Consider the following 16092-nt stretch of genomic DNA (forward strand, 5'->3'; position numbering starts at 1 on the left):
CGGTGGTGGTTGCTCCCAGCAAGCCCGCACCCGAAGCGAGGCTTGTTCCGCCCGCCGACTGGTCCACGTTCAACCGCGGCGACGCCGTCTGGGTCCACGAAGACGGCTGGGGCTATGACACAGGCATCGTCGATGAGGTGGCCGGCGAGCACCGCATGCTGTGGATCGTCCTGGAGCAAAGCGGCCGCCGCCTGATCTGCGGCAATGATCCCCTCGAGGTCTGGGCCGCCTAGCTTCGGGAAACGGCCTTCCAAGGTCCCCCCATTTTCAGGACATCGTCCGCCGGGGTGATGCCTTCCGTTCTCGCCTGCGTTCGAGGAACGATGCCCCGGAAGAGGCCAGCGTAACGGCGAAGGCGATGATCAGCGGGGCGTGCAAAGCTGCGGCGATGGTGGCCCCGGCGAACGCTGTGCCGGCGGAGCCCGCGGCGATCTTCAATGCCCCTACCCAGACGAATACCTGGCCTCGTGCCGTGGCTGGCGCGTATTCGCTGCGTGCGGCCAGCGTCGCGGCGAAGAACAGCGAGTTCGCCGCCCCGGCAACCGCGTAGGCGCCGATCGCTGCCCAGAAGACGCCGGTGAGCGCAACGAGGCCCAGCGCTGCGGCAACGATCGCGGCCAGCAGGGTCATGATGCGGTCCGCATCGCCGGCCAGGGGTTTGGCCATCAGCACCCCGGACCCGGCCAGGCCGCCCAGCCCGTATGCAGCCGTCAGGATGCCGGCGGCGGCCGGGGCGACGTCGAGGGGACCGGTTGCGCCGACGGCGGTGATCGGGAGGGCCGCAACGGAGAACGCCACGATCACGGTCAGATAGAGGGTGCGGCGCAGCGGGCCGCTGGTGAGCATCAGCCCAAGGGTTTGTGCGGGGTGGGGCACCCCGCCCGCCTCGGCCGGCGGTGCCGCATAGGGAAGCAGGCGTACGAGCCCGGCGGCGGCGAAGGTCCCGGCGGCGAGGACGAGTGCCGCCACGGTTGGGCTGGACCAGGCGGAAATCGCGGCCACGAGCGAAGGGCCGATGGTGCCGCCGATGCCGTAGGTGGCCACATCCCAGCCTTGGGCGCGGCGCTGGCTCGACCGCTCCGGCCCGGCAATCGCCGGCAGGCGGCTGCTGATGCCTCCGGTGAGCAGGGGGCCGACCAGCCCGGAGACGACCAACAACGCGACTGTGACGACTGTCCACACGTGCGGGTAGGCCCACACGGCGGCAGCCAGCGTTGCACCATGGAAAATGCACGCCCAGGCGATGACGGTGCGCCCGTCTCTTGCGGTGTCGAGCACGCGTGCGATGAACGGACCGGCCAGGTGCGGGGCGGTGATCGCTGCTCCCAGCAGGCCGGCCAGCCAACCGGGCGCCCCGCTGGTGGTCGCGAGCAGCACGATGGCGACGACCGCCCCGCCGTCGGCCGTGCGGGCCAGGGTTGCTGCGGCGACATACCGGGCCAGCGCAGTGCGTGGCCTGTCCCTGACATGCGCCTGCAGCCTGGTTATGGGGGCGCTCGTGTTCTGGGTTCTCACCGCTGCCGGATGCCTGCGCCCAGGTCCAGCAGCTCACAGACGCGTTCGACGGCGGTGCGGTCGCCGCCGTCGAGCCCGCGGATGGGCAGGGGAAGGCTATGCGGTGAAACCAGGCCGAGGTACTCGGCAATCGCGGCGGTCACCCGGAGGCTTCCGTGACGGCCGAAAAGGTCCCACAACGGCTGCAGGCGCCCGGAGATATCCCGTGCACGGTCTGCGTCCCCGGACTGGGCGGCGCGGGTCAGGGCCAAGGCAGGGGCGGGCAGGGCTCCGCCGACCACGGAGTACCAGGCGTCGCATCCGGCGTTCAGTCCGGTTGCGGCGAACGCGTCTCCGGACACGCCGATGGTGACGTGGGCGGGAAGGATGCTGCGCAGGTGGGTGATGCGCGCCGACGCAGCAACCGGGTCGGCCGGAACGCCGGGGATCTTGATCGAAGCAACATGCGGAAGCGCCGCGATCGCCTGATAGAGCTCGTCGGTGAAGGCGAAGCGCGTTGTCCCGGGGTTGTCGTAGACCGCGAGGGGAACGGAGAGCTCCCGGGTCACATCCTCGAACAGGCCGTGTACGTCCTCCGGAGTGAGCGGCTGGTAGGAGACCGGCGCGAGCAGCACTCCCGAAGCTCCGGCGGCCTGCGCGTCGTCAACGAGTTCGAGGACATGCTTGGTGCGCAGTGCGCCTACCCCGATCACGACCGGTACGTCTCCCGCGCTCTCGACTGCCATGCGTGCCACCCGGGCGCGCTCATCCCGGGTGAAATACGCGTAGGAGCCGGTCGACCCCAGTGCCGTGATTGCGTTGACGCCCGCCGAGACTAAGCGCTCCACCAAGGCGGTGAAAGCGGATTCGTCGATCTGCTGTTCGGCGAGCGGGGTCAGCGGGAACGCGTTGAGGCCGGTGAACATGATGGTGGGCTCCTCGGTGGGCGGAAGGCGGTCGGGGGTGGGCGCAGATGAATGCGCAAGGCAGCCCCCTACTCATGCTCACAGTCGGCTTGGTTCTAACATAGGTCCAAGAATCACAGGAACGGGAGGACCAAAATGGAGGTGGAAATTCCCATAGTGCTGGATCGCACGAGCCACATTCCCCTGGCGGCCCAGCTCGCGGGCCGGCTTCGGGAGGCGATCCTCCAAGGAACTCTCCGGCCCGAACAGACACTGCCCGCTTCGCGGCGACTTGCCGCTGAGCTGGGTGTATCCCGCGGGGTTGTCGTGCGGGCTTATGAGCAGATCTCCGGCGAGGGTTACCTGGAAAGCCATGGATCGGCCGGCACCCGTGTGGCAGTGCGCTTCGACGGTCGCGGAACACCTGCCGTGAAAACCACGCCAAGGCCGGCGGCCGTCCGGGAGGCCATGATCGATCTGACTCCGGGCAGGCCGTCCGGTGAGCCGTTCCGGGACCGTGAATGGCGGGCAGCATGGAAGAGAGCCATCGCCGAGCCAGTCCAGATCGAGCTTCCTCCGGCATCGGGGACGCCGGCCCTGCGCGCAGCCTTGGCCCGCCATTTGGGCGCATCCCGGGGACTCACGGTGGACGCCGGGGACATCGTCGTCACTGCCGGCACCAGTGACGCGCTCCAGCTCATCGCAACAGCCTTGCGAAGCCTAGGCAAAGCTCCCAGGGTTCTTGTCGAAGACCCCGGATACCCAACCGCCCGGCGGGTGCTCACGGCCGCGGGCGCTCTCGTTGAAGCTACTCCGGTTGGGGACGACGGGTCTGAAGTGCGCCAACTCAGCTCCCTCGCGTCTCCGCCGGATGCCATCCTGGTAACCCCTAGCCACCAATATCCCCTGGGCGGACGCATGCCCGTCCAGGAACGCCTCGCCTTGCTCGATTGGGCTGAGCAGAACCGCGTGACAATTCTTGAGGACGACTACGACAGCGAATTCCGCCACACGAGGATGCCCTTGCCGGCGCTTGCCTCGCTGCCGTCCAACGCCGAGGTGATCCTGATAGGCACCTTCTCGAAGACCCTGAGTCCATGGCTGCGCTGCGGCTACCTTGTGGTTCGAGGAGCGGCGGGAGAACGCATCAAGAGAACCAGACAGGACTTGGATACGCCGGTTTCCGGTATTTTGCAGTCCGCGCTGGCCAACTACGTCGACGGCGGAGGGCTGGCAAGGCATATCGCCCGGGCCCGGCGACAGTATGCCCATCGCAGGGCGTTGATGATTGACCGCCTGGGAGCCCGGGATGACCTGAAGCTGGCAGCCCTCGACGGCGGCCTCCACGCCATAATCCGCATCGACGAGCAGGTGGACGCCCGCGAGGTCGTACAAGAAGCCTTCAAGCAGGGCGTGTGTGTTGTGGCTTTGGAGGATTACTTTGCCGAAGGGGCCGCGGAAAACGGGCTCGTTATCGGCTATGGCGCCCCGTCGGACCTGCAGCTAGCCCGCGCCCTGGACGTCATCACGGCCATCATCGATCGGAAGGCGAAGAGCTCCACCTCCGGATCCGCGTGAACTCCTGGCCGGCGGCGGGCAACGACGAAGCGGGGAAGGTCGGACGCCCTGCGTGGCGCCCGGCCCACCCCGCCAATCCTTCGGTGGTGTCGCTTTCTAGGAGTCAGCGCTCCAGTCGGAAGCCAAGCTTGATCCTGACCTGCCAGTCGGCCACTTCGCCCTCCTCAAGATGGCCGCGGATTTCCTTCACTTCGAACCAGTCGAGATGCCTGAGGGTTTGTTTCGCGGTGGCGATGCCGTTCTTGATGGCACTGTCGATGCTTTCGGAAGAAGTTCCGACAATCTCGGAAATGCTGTAAGTGTGGTCAGCCATGTTGTGCTCCTCGCGATCGTCCTTGATACCTGCGGCCCGGCGCGGCCTGCGGGCAGGCGCGGCCCGGCAAGCAGGCGGTGAGAGCAGACTAGCCCAGGCAAAGGCTCGCGGCTAGGGGTAGGCGCTCCGGGGTTTCATCCGGTGTTTCGCGGCGTTTTGGGGGGGATTATCCCTAAAGTTTCAAGCGGTAACGGGGCGTTTCCCGCTCATTCATCCGATGTCTTTAGCCTGCGGTGGTTGAAACATCCACCCGCAAGTTGAAAGGCCAAACTCCTATGACTTCCCCCAGCCGCCGCACGGCGATCGCCGCGTCCCTCGCCGGCCTGGCCGCCGTCGGCGCCACCGCAGCCTCCGCAGGATCCGCAGGCGCCAGCACCACCCCCGCGTTCGGCAGCACCCGTCCGTCCGGGACGCCTACCGTTTTCACGGTCATCAGCGACGTCCAGGGCGACCTCGGCGACTTCGACCTGGCCCTGAAGGACATCGAGAAGACCAACCCGGCCGGCCGCAGCGCCGGCATGGTGGTCAATGGCGACATCACCCCGCGGGGCTACGACTTCGAGTACGAGGCCGTCCGGAAGGTCCTGGACGCCAACCCGCACGCCGCGAACGTCCACTGGGGCATCGGCAACCACGAGTTCTATGTCCCCAAATACTCCAGCCCGTCCACGCTGGCGCAGGCGAGCTGGCCGAACGGAACCACCGAGGCCTCGCTTTTCGAAAGCTTCTACAAGTTCACCGGGCGGGACAAGGTCTACACCGAGATCGACCTGGGCGGCGTTCCCGGCCTGATCCTGGGCACCGAGAAGTACATGCACTACCACGATGCCAAGCTTTGGGACGAGGTGTGGCTCAGCGAGGAGCAGCTCGCCTGGTTCGAGGAGCGGCTGGGCTACTGGACCGCCCGCCGGAAGCCCGTGATGGTCTTCACCCACCACCCGCTGCCGGACACGGTCTCCGGAACCCGGAACAAGCTCTACCTCAGCGACTACCTCCAGGCGGACCGCCTGCTGGGCATCCTCGGCAAGTACCCGAATGCCTTCGTCTTCACTTCGCACACCCACTGGGCGCTCCAGCTGGCCGACTGGGAAGTGCGCCGCACCGTGCCGGGGACGGACAACCTGCAAGGTTTCCAGGTCATCAACACCGGCGCCATCCAGACGCTCTGGGAGGACAACGGCACCGGTGGCGAACGTGCGCTGGACGCCCGGGAGGCCAGCGGCCTGCAGGTAGAGCTTTACAAGGATTGCGTCATCGTCAAGGCCCGGGACTACCGCCGCGGTCAGTGGATCAAGGAAGTCAAGATCCCGCTGTTCTGAGCGTTCCGGGCAATGCGAGGCCCGCTCTACGTCCTTTGAGGGTCTCATTGGACGTAGAGCGGGCCTCGCAACGGGGGAGAGCTAAGGGGCTCAGGCCTCGAGCACGTAGTTCTTCAGGTCGTCCAGGGTCTGCTGCATGTGGGCGTCCATTGCCTGCCGGGCCTGGTCCGGGCTGCCTGCGGCCAGGGCGTCGAGGATGTTGCGGTGGTGCCCGATTGCGTGCTCCTGGATCTCGGGAACCTTGGAGGTCTGGGTGCGCCGGGTTTCGAGGACGCGATGGAGGGGCTCGAACAGCACGGCGACGAACACGTTGCCGGAGGCGTGAAGGATCACGTCATGGAAGGCCAGGTCCGCCTCGACGAACCCGGAAACGTCGTTCGTTTCGTGGGCCGACTGCATCGTGTCGACGTGCCTGCGCAGCTGGGCAAGATCTTCCGCCGAGACCTTGGACGCTGCCAGTTCGCAGGCCCCTGTTTCGAGCATGCGGCGCAGTTCAATGAGCTGGACGGCCGCCGCGGCGTCGTTCTCCCCTTCGGAAGCGGCACGCAGTACGGCTTCCAGGGAGGCCCAGCGGTTGAGCGGGTTCACGAAGGTGCCGCGGCCCCGTTCCACGCTGAGGATCTGTTGCGCCTGCAGCGTTTTCATGGCTTCGCGGACGGTCATCCGGCTGACTTCGTGCTTCGCGCTGAGCTCGAGTTCGCCCGGGACCACCGTTCCCGGCGGGAACTCGCCCGCCACGATGCGGTCCAGCAGCTCATCGGCGACGACGCCGACCAGCGACTTGCGTGCCATGGTGCTCCGTTTCTCTTGCCGGACTGGCCGGTTGCCGGTGTTGCCTGCGCGCAGGCAACACCATAGATGTCTGACATTTTACGCTGCACTGCAGCGCTCCGCCCGTCAAGCGGGGAAACACGGGCCCGCGTTGCGCACAATCGACGCAACGCGGGCCCGTGTTTCCGAGTCTGTCCGGGTGGACGGTTCAGCCGGCCGTGATGAGGTGGCTGGCGGGGTCGTAGCGGAACGTGACCGGGCCGCCGGCGTGGTTGAGCAGGATGTTGCTGCCGTTGGCTGCCCCGCCCAGCCCGTAGTTCTCCGCCCAGGAATTGTTGATGGCGGCCTTGAACTCATAACTGCCTGCCGGGAGGTTGGCAACGGAGAGCTTCCACGCGCCGTCGGCCGGATCATAGGCGAGCTGGGCCTGCGCGCAGTCCGGCATCCAGTCCCCGGCACAGCCCAGCTCCGAGTCCAGGCTGCCCGGCACGGAAACCGCCGCAGGCTGCTGGCCGGCGTAGGCCGAGCGGATGACGTTGGTGGAGTGGTCGTAGATAAACGTGACCCCGCCGCCCGGGTGGTCCAGGGCGATATTGGGGCCGTTCGGCTCTCCGCCGGCACCATAGTTCTCGTCCCAGCTGCCGTTGAGCGCTGCTTTGAACTCATAGTGGCCGGCCGGCAGTTCCGGGACCCGCAGCAGCCACAGCCGGTGCGTGGGGTCGTAGCTCATACCCGCTTGGGCGCAGCCGGGCTGCCAGTCCGCTGAGCAGCCCAGTTCACTGTTGAGGCTGCCGGCCACGGTGACCGTGTCCGGCTGGGTGGGTTCGCCGACAGTCCCCGTGCGGACCTCGCTCGAGGCGGTGTGGCCGGCGTTGTCCAGCACCACGGCCCGGTACTCCACAGTGGTGCCTGCCGCGAGGGCCGAAACATCGTGGAAGACCTGGTATGGGGCGTTGTCATCGACGCCGATCCGCTGCCAGTCGCCGCCCGGCACGCGGGCTTCGAAGCTGACTTCGTTGAACGACTTGCCGTCGACGGCGGCGCTGACCTTCATGCGGGTGCTGTCCGCCGCCGCGGTGACGGGCTTGCCGAGCGTGACGGTGGGGGCCGCCGTCGACGTCGGGAGCTTGTCCACCGCGCGATAGACGACTGCCGAGAGCGGCGGCACGGTGACCTTCAGGGTGGAGTCGGCGGCCGTGGTGAGGTCCTTCGCCGCGTCGCCGTAGATGCGCTTGAATCCGGCGTTGGCCCGGTAGGTGGGCACGGCCGCGGTCTGCGTGGTTTCGCTGTTGTTCAGCGCCACCAGGTATTCGCGCTGTTCGGTGGCCCCGGTGCGGGAGAAGGCGTAGATGCCTGCGCCCTCCGCGGCGTAGCGCTGCTGCTGGGCGCCGTCGCGCAGGGCCGGGTGCTCCTTGGTGAGGGCGGCGAGTTCCTTGATCTTGCGGTACAGCGGGTGACCGGTGTTGAAGTTGGCAGTGGCGTGCGTGGCAGGGGTGCCCAGGAGGTCGTCGTCAAGGTACTCCTGGACCTTGCTGGCGAACATCGGCTGGCGGGAATCCTGGTCACCGCCGGCCCCCGTGAAGCCCTGTTCGTCGCCGTAGTAGACCACCGGGTTGCCGCGCGAGAAGTACATGAGTTCATGGGCCAGGTCATCCCGCTTCACTAGCTCCGCGTCGGAGGCGCCGGCGTTGTCCTGGGAGATGAACATGCCGATCCGGCCCATGTCGTGGTTACCCAGGAAGGTGGGCAGCTGATAGACGTTGGAATCGGCGTCGGTGTACCAGTCGTCCCCGCCGAAGAAGTCCTGCAGGCCGGAAGCCTTGCTGCTTTGTGAGGCGAAGCTGCGGGCCGCGCCCTGGAATCCGAAGTCCAGTACGGCCTGCATGCGGTTCCGGGTGGTGTATTTCGAGGTGATGGCCTTGGAGGTATCGAAGACCTCGCCGAACATGAAGAACTCGTCCTTGCCGTGCGCCTTCGCGTAGCTGAGGACCTGCGGGCCAAACTGCTGCCAGAACTCGTCGTTGACGTGTTTCATGGTGTCGATCCGGAAGCCGTCGATCCCGAAGTCCCGGATCCAGCCAGTGTAGATGTCCACCATGCCGTTGACCACGCGCGGCTGCTCGGTGAAGAGGTCGTCCAGGCCGAAGAAGTCCCCGTAGGTGGAGTCCTCGCCCGCGAAGTTCGTGTTGCCGCGGTTGTGGTAGAGCGTGGGGTCGTTGAGCCAGGCCGGGACCTTGACGTCCTTTTCGGCATCGGGAACGAACGGCGTGTACGGGAAGGACGTTGCGGCGTCGAGGGCCGGGAAGGTCTGGGTGCCCGCGTAATCGTGGTCGTCGAAGGCTTCGCCGCTTGCGGAGCGGTAGGGTTCGGTGGCCTTGGAGATGTACGGAGCGGAGGCGGTCTCCCGGTACTGGATGACGTCCGCGGTGTGGTTGGCGATGATGTCGAAGTAGACCTTCATGCCGCAGGAGTGCGCGGCGTCGATCAGCGACTTCAGCTCGGCGTTCGTGCCCAGGTGGGGGTCGATCTGGGTGAAGTCGGTGACCCAGTAGCCGTGGTAGCCGGCCGAGCTGTTGTCCAGCTGTCCGCCGCCTTGGACGGCCTTGTTCTTGAAGCTCGGGGTGAGCCAGAGGGCGTTGGTGCCCAGGCCTTTGATGTAGTCCAGGCGGTCCTGGAGTCCCTTGAGGTCGCCGCCGTTGTAGTAGCCCTTGCGGGTGGGTTCGAAGCCGGAAACCAGGGGGTCGGTGCCGAGGCCGCCGGTGTCGTTGGCGGGGCTGCCGTTGTTGAAACGGTCCGCCATGACGAAGTAGAAGTTCTGCTCACTGATGCCGCCGCGGATCGAGTGTCCGGCGTCGGGGGAGGGCTTCCGGGCGGCTTCGGCGGCATTCGCGGCGCCGGCGGGAAGAACGGTTGCGGAACAGGCCAGTGCAGCGGCCAGGACGACGGCGGCGGCCCGGCCGAGCGGCCGACGGTGGCCGTCCCGGCGCGCAGCTCCGCACTTGGAGGTTCTGGGGAGTGACAAGTGATTGAGCCTTTCACGATACGAGGATGCTGTGTGGCAAGTCACAACTGTAAACGTTTGTCGTGGCTGAATCTAGGCTATTAACGGCCATTTCGCTCGTTTGTAATCTGCATTTCTGCTCACTATTGGAAACGCTTTCATTTTGTTGCCAAGGGGCTCGTGGGCACATTCTGCTGGATCACCGGGGCGGGCTGGCCGGGCAGAGTGCGGAAAGCCGCGGTTCTGCCGGGCCCGGATTGTGGGTGATCCAGCAGAATGTCATAGCGCCGGGGGGGCGGGCGCGGGATCGTGACAGGTTCCGCGTGTCAATCGCCCGGCGCCCGGCCTCCCTTGCGGAAACAAGTGGCCGGCATGCGCGCCTCGAGGAATGATGCCGCGACAAGCTGCCGGGTCGAATCCAGGAGGCGCCCGGCCATTGGGTTGAAGGTGCTGCCGCACATTCTGCTGGATCACCGGGCCGGGCTGGCCGGGCAGAGTGCGGAAAGCCGCGGTTCTGCCGGGCAGGATTGTGGGGTGATCCAGCAGGACGTCATGGCGCCCGCAAGATCCGGCGTTGGATCGGTTTGGAGGTGCCGCCTGTGTTTCCAGGAGGTCTAGGCGCTGCCTCCGACAATAAGGGCCGTGGGTGAACCGGTTTCCAGCCGCCCGGCGGGCCCGGCAGGCAGTCCGCTCTCCGGATCCAGGCGGAATGTCACGACGTCGTTGGAACGCTCGTGCGCCACGTGCAGCCAGCCTTCGCGGACCAGATGGTGGCGCGGCCAGTCGCCGCCGCTCGGGGTGTCGGCGACGGGCTCAAGCCGGGTGCCGCCGTCGCCGGCCCGCCCGTCGCCGGCCCGGCCGTCGCTAATCCGCATGGTGCAGATCCGGTTGGAACCGCGCACGCCCACGTAGGCGTGGCGCCCGTCAGGCGAGAGGGCAATCTCCGCCGCGGCGTCGCCGTCGGACGCTTCGGCCGCGCCCGCCGGACCCATCGCCGCAAGTTCAAAACGTCCGTCCGCGCCGGCCCGCACCGCGGCGACCTCGATGGAATACTCGGTTACCACGAAGACCGTCCCGCCCGGGTGCTGCACCAGGTGCCGCGGTCCCGAATCCATCGGCAGCACCACGTCCTGCGTGTGGCGCAGGCCCTCGCCCGGCACGTAATCCCAGAGCCGCAGCAGGTCGTGCCCGAGGTCCGTGGTCATGATCCGGCCGTCCTGCAGCGTCAGGGCGGCGTGCGCCCGGCTGGGCCGGCCGGCGTCGTAAGGGTCCTGCGAAGGCTCCGCCGCGCGGCGCGAGGCAATGGCGCCGCTGGCATCCAGCTCGTACAGCAGCACCTGGCCGTCGCCCCAGCAGTCCACCACGAGGAAGCGGCCCTGCGGGTCGACGGCGACATGGCAGGCAGCCGCGCCCGCGGTCCAGGCTTCGCCGAGCGGCTCAAGGGCGATGCCTGATCCGGTCCGCCGGTAGGCGGAGACCGTCTGCGCGTGCTCGTGGACCGCGTAGACAACGGGAAGGGCCGGGTGGACGGCCAGGAAGGAAGGCGACTCGCAGGCTGCAGCCAGGCCAAGGGCCTCCAGCGAGCCGTCCGGCCGTGCAAGGAGGGCTCCGATCCCCGCGCCGTTGCCGCCGGCGTCCGCGGTGTAGGAACCGGTCCAGATCAAGGTGTCAGGCATTCCGTCAGCTTAGCGACGCAGGTCACTTGCGCAGCGGCAACGGGTCATGTCACACTATTTGCAAATGCAAGATGTCTGACATCTTACATTCCTCGTACAGAACAGCCTTTTCCACACAATGGAGTGCCCCGTGGCCCTTGAAGCCGACGTCCTGGCCGCCTTCCCGGCCGAAGTCCAGGTTCCCGCCCAGCTTGTGGCCGACGCCGTCGCCGCGTCCGCTGCCTCGTCGCCGCGAATCCTCGTGGTGCTGGACGACGATCCCACCGGAACCCAGTCCGTGGCCAAGCTGCCGGTGCTGACCCGCTGGGATGTCGCCGACTTCGGCTGGGCCTTCACCCACGTGGTCGACAATGGCCTGGAACCCGCCGTCTACGTCCTGACCAACACCCGCAGCCTCGACCCCGCGGAGGCCGCCGCACGCAACGAGGAAATCGTCCGCAACGCGCTCGCCGCAGCCCCGGCAGTCGGTGTCCGCGTGGGCTTCGTCAGCCGCTCCGACTCCACCCTGCGCGGCCACTACCCGCTGGAAACGGACGTCATCGCCGCCACCGTCGCCTCCGCTACCGGTGAAGCCACCGACGGCGTCGTGATCGTTCCGGCCTTCCCCGACGCCGGCCGCGTCACCATCGGCGGCGTGCACTACATGCGCGGCGACGCCGGCACCCTCACCCCGGTGTCCGAGACCGAATTCGCCAAGGATGCCAGCTTCGGCTTCGCCAACTCCGAGATGGCCAAGTATGTGGAGGAGAAGTCCCAGGGCCGCTTCCCGGCCGGCGAGGTGATCGTCCTGGACCTGAACACCATCCGCGCGGCAGGTCCGGATGGCGATCCGCAGATCTCCGCCAAGGCCATCGCCGACGCCATCGAATCCGCCACCGACTCCACGCCGATCGTGGCGGACATCGTTACCGAAAACGACTTCCGCCTGCTCGCCCTCGGCCTCGAAGAAGCCGAGCGCCGCGGCAAGAAGCTGCTCTACCGGGTGGGCCCGCCCTTCGTGCGTGGCCGCATCGGCCAGGAAATCCGTGCCGAACTCAGCGGCGAGGAGGCCTTCGAAGGCAACACCCCCTCCACGGCGGGCGGCCTGATCGTGGTCGGCTCGCACGTCGGCCTCACCACCCGCCAGCTCAACGTCCTCACCGCGGAGCACAGCTCCGCCCGTACCATCGAGATCGACGTCGAGAAACTCCTCGCCGCCGGAACCGAAACCGCCACCGGGTCCGAGCACTACCTCGGCACCGTGGTGGCCGCCGTCGTCGACGCCCTGCGCGAAGGCGACGTGATCGTCCACACCAGCCGCCTGCTCATCAAGAGCGACGACGCCGCCGCGAGCCTGCAGATCGCCCGCACCGTCTCCGCCGCCGTCGTCGCCGTGGTGAACCGCACGCTGAAGACCTTCCCGCCGCGCTTCGTCATCGCCAAGGGCGGCATCACCTCCTCGGACGTCGCGGCGCACGGCCTCGAAATCCGCCACGCGATCGTCCGCGGCCCCATGCTGCCTGGCATCGTCTCCCTCTGGGAACCGGTGGACGGCCCCGCCAAGGGCATCCCGTACATCGTCTTCGCGGGCAACGTGGGCAACGACGAATCCCTCGCCCAGGTCACCCGCAAACTCAGCACCTCTTTCTAGAACCCCTTGTATTCAACGGAGAACACCATGACCAGCAACTACACCGTCACCGTCCTGGGCCTTGGCGCCATGGGCCTGCCCATGGCCACCCGCATGGCCTCCCAGCTGACCGTCCACGGCTTCGACATCGCCGAGCCCCGCCTGGACCTCGCAGCAGCGGCCGGCATCAAGACCTTCGCCTCCGCCCGCGAAGCTTCCCAGGACGCAGACGCCCTGCTGCTGGCCGTGCGCAACGGCGAACAGCTCAATGACGTCCTTTTCGGCGAGAACGGCGTGGCCTCCGTGCTCAAGCCGGGCGCCGTCGTCATCCTCGGCAGCACCGTCGGCACCGAAGCGATCCCGGCAACCGTCCAGCGGTTGGCGGAGTACGGCGTCGAACTGGTTGACGCGCCGCTGTCCGGCGGCCCCAAGCGCGCCGGCGAAGGCGAGCTGCTGATCGTGGTCGGCGCCGCCCCGGCCGCCCTCGAAAAGGCCCGTCCCGCCCTGGAGCTGCTGGCCTCCACCCTGAGCATCGTGGGCGAAAAGCCCGGCGACGGCCAGGCCCTGAAGACCGTCAACCAGCTGCTGTGCGGCGTGCACATCGCGGCCGCCGCCGAAGCCCTGGCCCTCGCCGACGCGCTCGGCCTGGACCAGGAAAAGACCCTGGCCGCCCTTGAGGCAGGGGCCGCCGGGTCCTTCATGCTCTCCAACCGCGGCCCGCGCATCCTCGAGGCCTACAGCGAAGAAGGCGCCGAGGTGCTGTCCCGCCTGGACATCTTCGTCAAGGACATGGGCATCGTGGGCAAGGCCACCCGGGCTGCCGGCCTGGCCGCACCAGTCGCCGCAGCTGCGGAACAGCTCTACCTGCTCGGCCAGGCCCAAGGCCTCGCCGCTGCCGACGACTCTGCCGTCATCAAGGTCGTCGCGCCCGCAAGGCGTAGCAAGTAGTACATCCCCAAACCGCTTGACGGCGGTCCCCCCTCCGCCGTCAAGCACCCCCGCTAGCCTTTAACTAGCACGTCAAAGGAGACAACCCCCGATGAATCCCCTCATCACTTCCTTGGCGGTGCGGGCCGCAGACGCCCCTCCCGCCATCAAGCCGGCCGTGGAGCTTGGAACCCCGCTGCTGCTGACCATCGCGGCCCTCGGCGTGGCCGTGCTGCTGGTCATGATCATCCGCTTCAAGGTCCAGGCCTTCGTCGCCCTGCTCACCGTGAGCATCGGCGTCGCGCTCGCCGCCCAGATCCCTCTCAAGGACATCTTCACGGTGGTCAGCAACGGCGTCGGCACCACCATGGGCAAGGTGGCCCTGCTCATCTCCCTCGGCGCCATCCTCGGCCGCATGATCGAGGTTTCCGGGGGCGTGCAGTCCCTCGCCGACCACTTCGTGGGGCGCTTCGGCCGCACCCGCGTGGGTATCGCGCTGACCACCGTCGGCTTCCTCGTCGCCATCCCGGTGTTCTTCGAAGTCGGCGTGATCGTGCTCGTCCCGATCGTCTACGCCTTCTCCAAGCTCCTGAACCTGCACCCGATCAAGTTCGGCCTGCCCATGGCCGGCATCATGCTCGCCATCCACGTGGCCGTCCCCCCGCACCCGGGCATCGTGGCGGGCGCGGGCGTCCTGGGCGCCGACGTCGGACTCATCACCATGCTGTCCCTGGCCATCTGCGTTCCGCTCGGCTTCCTCTCCTACTTCGTCGGCGCGCTGATGAACCGCCGCGAGATGGAGCTCCTGCCCTCCGTGAAGGCCCAGCTTGCGGAGTACGGCAACCCCGAGACCCTCCATGAAGGCCACAAGCGCCAGGAGGCCACGAAGTCCGGCCCCGGAGCCACCTCGATCAACTCCGCCGTCATGGCCCCGCCCTCGGCCGGCCTCATCATGGCGCTCATCGCGACCCCCATCGTCCAGATCATGATCGGGACCGTCGGCACGCTTGTCCTGCCGAAGACCCACGAGCTCTACGGCGTGTTTGCATTCATCGGCACCCCGGCGTTCGCGCTGCTCATCGCCGTCATCCTGGCCTTCTTCCTGCTCGCGGTGCGCCGCGGCTGGTCGCTGTCGGAGACCGGCGAGATCTTCGAGCAGTCCCTGCCCCCGATCGCCTCGATCCTCATGATCGTCGCCGCCGGCGGTGTGTTCGGCGAGGTCCTGAAGGTCAGCGGCATCGGCGCGGCCCTCTCCTCCACCCTCTCCGGCATGGGCCTGCCGATCATCCTGCTCGGCTTCATCATTTCGCTGGCACTGCGCGCCGCCCAGGGCTCTGCGACCGTGGCCATCGTGACCACCACGGGCCTGCTCACTGCGGCCGTGCAGGGCGGCGGCTACACGCCGGTGCAGATCGCGCTCATCGTCATCGCCATCGGCTTCGGTGCGCTCGGCCTGAGCCACGTCACCGACGCCGGCTTCTGGGTGGTGGTGCGGTACTACGGCATCACCGTTGCGGACGGCCTCAAGACCTGGACCGTGCTCACCACCATCCTGGGCCTGGCCGGCTTCGCGCTGACCTTCCTGGCCTGGATCCTGGTCGGAGGCCTGGCCCACTGATGCGAGCCAAACTCGACGAACTGGTAACGGCCGCCCTGCAGCGCGGGGCGGCCGTTCCGGCTTTCACCTGCTACGACTTCGCCACCGCCACCGCCGTCGTGGAGGCCGCCGAGGAGACCGGCCTGCCGGTGATCCTCAACGTCGCGCCCAAGACCGCGGCCTCGCGCGCCGGGCAGCGGCTCATCGCTGCCCTCCGCGGCCTGGCCGACGGCGCCGTGGTTCCGGTGTGCGTCCAGCTCGACCACGCCTCGGACCTCGCGGTCATCCGGGAGTCCGTCCGTTCCGGCGCCGACTGCGTGCTCGCGGACGGTTCCTCGCTCGGTTTCGAGGAGAACATCGCCCTGGTGCGGGAAGTGCGTGCCGCACTGGACGCCGACGGCGGTCTGTACGATCACGGCGCCGCCGCCATCGTGCTCGAAGCGGAACTTGGCGGGCTGGCCGGCGACGAGGACAAGGCCTTCGGGGTTGACGCCGGGGAGGCTGCCGGCCTCACCGATCCCGCCCAGGTGCGCGACTTCGTGGAGCGTTCCGGCGCGCAGCTGCTGGCCGTGGCCATCGGCAACGTGCACGGCAAGTACAAGGGCGCCCCGCAGATCCGCTGGGACGTGCTGGGCCGGATCTCCGCGGAAACGGACGTGCCGTTGGTGCTGCACGGTGCCTCCGGAATCCCCGCCGACGAACTGCTGAAGGCCCGCACCCTGGGGGTCGGCAAGGTCAACTTCAACACCGAGCTGCGCACCGGGATCCTGGCCACCCTCGAGGCCGAGACCGCCGCGCACCGGGCCGACGGCGAGAACCTCCAGGGCCTGTTGGGCCGCTGGAACGTCTCGGCCAAGGAGTTCGCCGCCGCCACTCTGCGGACGCTGGGGGAGTAGCTCCGG

The 16092-nt window shown here is 67.8% G+C and carries 13 protein-coding genes; 7 read left to right on the forward strand and 6 right to left on the reverse strand.

The features are described 5' to 3' along the window. Window positions 1–5: 5 nt before the first annotated feature. The gene (locus ACN9M4_RS01270; protein ID WP_426301600.1) at window positions 6–233 is read left to right on the forward strand and encodes a hypothetical protein; all 228 of its coding nucleotides are present in this window, start codon (window positions 6–8) and stop codon (window positions 231–233) included. Window positions 234–267: 34 nt separating this feature from the next. On the opposite strand, the gene ACN9M4_RS01275 is transcribed toward ACN9M4_RS01270, so the two are convergent. After that, window positions 268–1515: an MFS transporter gene (locus tag ACN9M4_RS01275; RefSeq protein ID WP_426301602.1), complete on the reverse strand. Its 1248-nt coding sequence runs from the start codon at window positions 1513–1515 to the stop codon at window positions 268–270. Beyond that, a complete protein-coding gene (locus ACN9M4_RS01280; protein WP_426301604.1) occupies window positions 1512–2420 on the reverse strand; it encodes a dihydrodipicolinate synthase family protein in 909 nt (302 codons plus the stop codon). The genes ACN9M4_RS01275 and ACN9M4_RS01280 overlap by 4 nt, the downstream gene beginning before the upstream one ends. A 156-nt stretch (window positions 2421–2576) precedes the next feature. Here ACN9M4_RS01280 and ACN9M4_RS01285 point away from each other — a divergent pair, with 156 nt between their 5' ends. After that, window positions 2577–3977 (forward strand): PLP-dependent aminotransferase family protein, encoded by a 1401-nt coding sequence (locus ACN9M4_RS01285; RefSeq protein ID WP_426301606.1) that lies wholly within the window; start codon window positions 2577–2579, stop codon window positions 3975–3977. 103 nt (window positions 3978–4080) lie between these two features. Here the strand turns inward: ACN9M4_RS01285 and ACN9M4_RS01290 are convergent, their stop codons facing one another. Beyond that, window positions 4081–4290, reverse strand: coding sequence for a dodecin (locus ACN9M4_RS01290; protein WP_426301608.1), 210 nt, complete (start codon window positions 4288–4290; stop codon window positions 4081–4083). A 275-nt stretch (window positions 4291–4565) separates the two neighbouring features. Here ACN9M4_RS01290 and ACN9M4_RS01295 point away from each other — a divergent pair, with 275 nt between their 5' ends. Next, on the forward strand, window positions 4566–5609 hold the full coding sequence (locus ACN9M4_RS01295; protein WP_426301610.1) for a DUF4073 domain-containing protein: 1044 nt from the start codon (window positions 4566–4568) through the stop codon (window positions 5607–5609). Window positions 5610–5699: 90 nt separating this feature from the next. Here ACN9M4_RS01295 and ACN9M4_RS01300 read toward each other — a convergent pair whose 3' ends face one another. The 3 genes from ACN9M4_RS01300 to ACN9M4_RS01310 form a co-directional block, all read right to left on the reverse strand. Then, on the reverse strand, window positions 5700–6401 hold the full coding sequence (locus ACN9M4_RS01300) for a FadR/GntR family transcriptional regulator (RefSeq protein WP_426301612.1): 702 nt from the start codon (window positions 6399–6401) through the stop codon (window positions 5700–5702). Between the two features lie 187 nt (window positions 6402–6588). Continuing rightward, window positions 6589–9402 carry an alpha-amylase family glycosyl hydrolase gene (locus tag ACN9M4_RS01305; RefSeq protein ID WP_426301614.1) on the reverse strand — a complete coding sequence of 938 codons (2814 nt, stop codon included), beginning with the start codon at window positions 9400–9402 and terminating at the stop codon, window positions 6589–6591. Between the two features lie 593 nt (window positions 9403–9995). Beyond that, complete coding sequence (locus ACN9M4_RS01310) at window positions 9996–11057, reverse strand: lactonase family protein (RefSeq protein ID WP_426301616.1); 1062 nt, start codon at window positions 11055–11057, stop codon at window positions 9996–9998. A 130-nt stretch (window positions 11058–11187) separates the two neighbouring features. Between ACN9M4_RS01310 and ACN9M4_RS01315 the strand changes: the two genes are divergently transcribed. From ACN9M4_RS01315 to ACN9M4_RS01330, 4 genes are all read left to right on the forward strand, one after another. After that, window positions 11188–12687: a four-carbon acid sugar kinase family protein gene (locus ACN9M4_RS01315; protein ID WP_426301618.1), complete on the forward strand. Its 1500-nt coding sequence runs from the start codon at window positions 11188–11190 to the stop codon at window positions 12685–12687. 27 nt (window positions 12688–12714) lie between these two features. After that, a complete protein-coding gene (locus tag ACN9M4_RS01320; RefSeq protein ID WP_426301620.1) occupies window positions 12715–13614 on the forward strand; it encodes an NAD(P)-dependent oxidoreductase in 900 nt (299 codons plus the stop codon). Between the two features lie 91 nt (window positions 13615–13705). Then, a complete protein-coding gene (locus ACN9M4_RS01325; protein WP_426301622.1) occupies window positions 13706–15211 on the forward strand; it encodes a GntP family transporter in 1506 nt (501 codons plus the stop codon). After that, window positions 15211–16086, forward strand: coding sequence for a class II fructose-bisphosphate aldolase (locus tag ACN9M4_RS01330; RefSeq protein WP_426301624.1), 876 nt, complete (start codon window positions 15211–15213; stop codon window positions 16084–16086). The genes ACN9M4_RS01325 and ACN9M4_RS01330 overlap by 1 nt, the downstream gene beginning before the upstream one ends. The last annotated feature ends 6 nt before the right edge of the window (window positions 16087–16092 follow it).

Source organism: Arthrobacter sp. R-11 (genome assembly GCF_049913155.1).
Taxonomy (GTDB): Bacteria; Actinomycetota; Actinomycetes; order Actinomycetales; family Micrococcaceae; genus Arthrobacter.

Excerpts from the sequence above, each read along its gene's own strand:
- ACN9M4_RS01280 (WP_426301604.1), bottom strand. The coding sequence starts at position 2,420 with ATGTTCACCGGCCTCAACGCGTTCCCGCTGACCCCGCTCGCCGAACAG.
- ACN9M4_RS01290 (WP_426301608.1), bottom strand. The coding sequence starts at position 4,290 with ATGGCTGACCACACTTACAGCATTTCCGAGATTGTCGGAACTTCTTCC.
- ACN9M4_RS01295 (WP_426301610.1), top strand. The coding sequence starts at position 4,566 with ATGACTTCCCCCAGCCGCCGCACGGCGATCGCCGCGTCCCTCGCCGGC.
- ACN9M4_RS01300 (WP_426301612.1), bottom strand. The coding sequence starts at position 6,401 with ATGGCACGCAAGTCGCTGGTCGGCGTCGTCGCCGATGAGCTGCTGGAC.
- ACN9M4_RS01310 (WP_426301616.1), bottom strand. The coding sequence starts at position 11,057 with ATGCCTGACACCTTGATCTGGACCGGTTCCTACACCGCGGACGCCGGC.
- ACN9M4_RS01320 (WP_426301620.1), top strand. The coding sequence starts at position 12,715 with ATGACCAGCAACTACACCGTCACCGTCCTGGGCCTTGGCGCCATGGGC.
- ACN9M4_RS01325 (WP_426301622.1), top strand. The coding sequence starts at position 13,706 with ATGAATCCCCTCATCACTTCCTTGGCGGTGCGGGCCGCAGACGCCCCT.
- ACN9M4_RS01330 (WP_426301624.1), top strand. The coding sequence starts at position 15,211 with ATGCGAGCCAAACTCGACGAACTGGTAACGGCCGCCCTGCAGCGCGGG.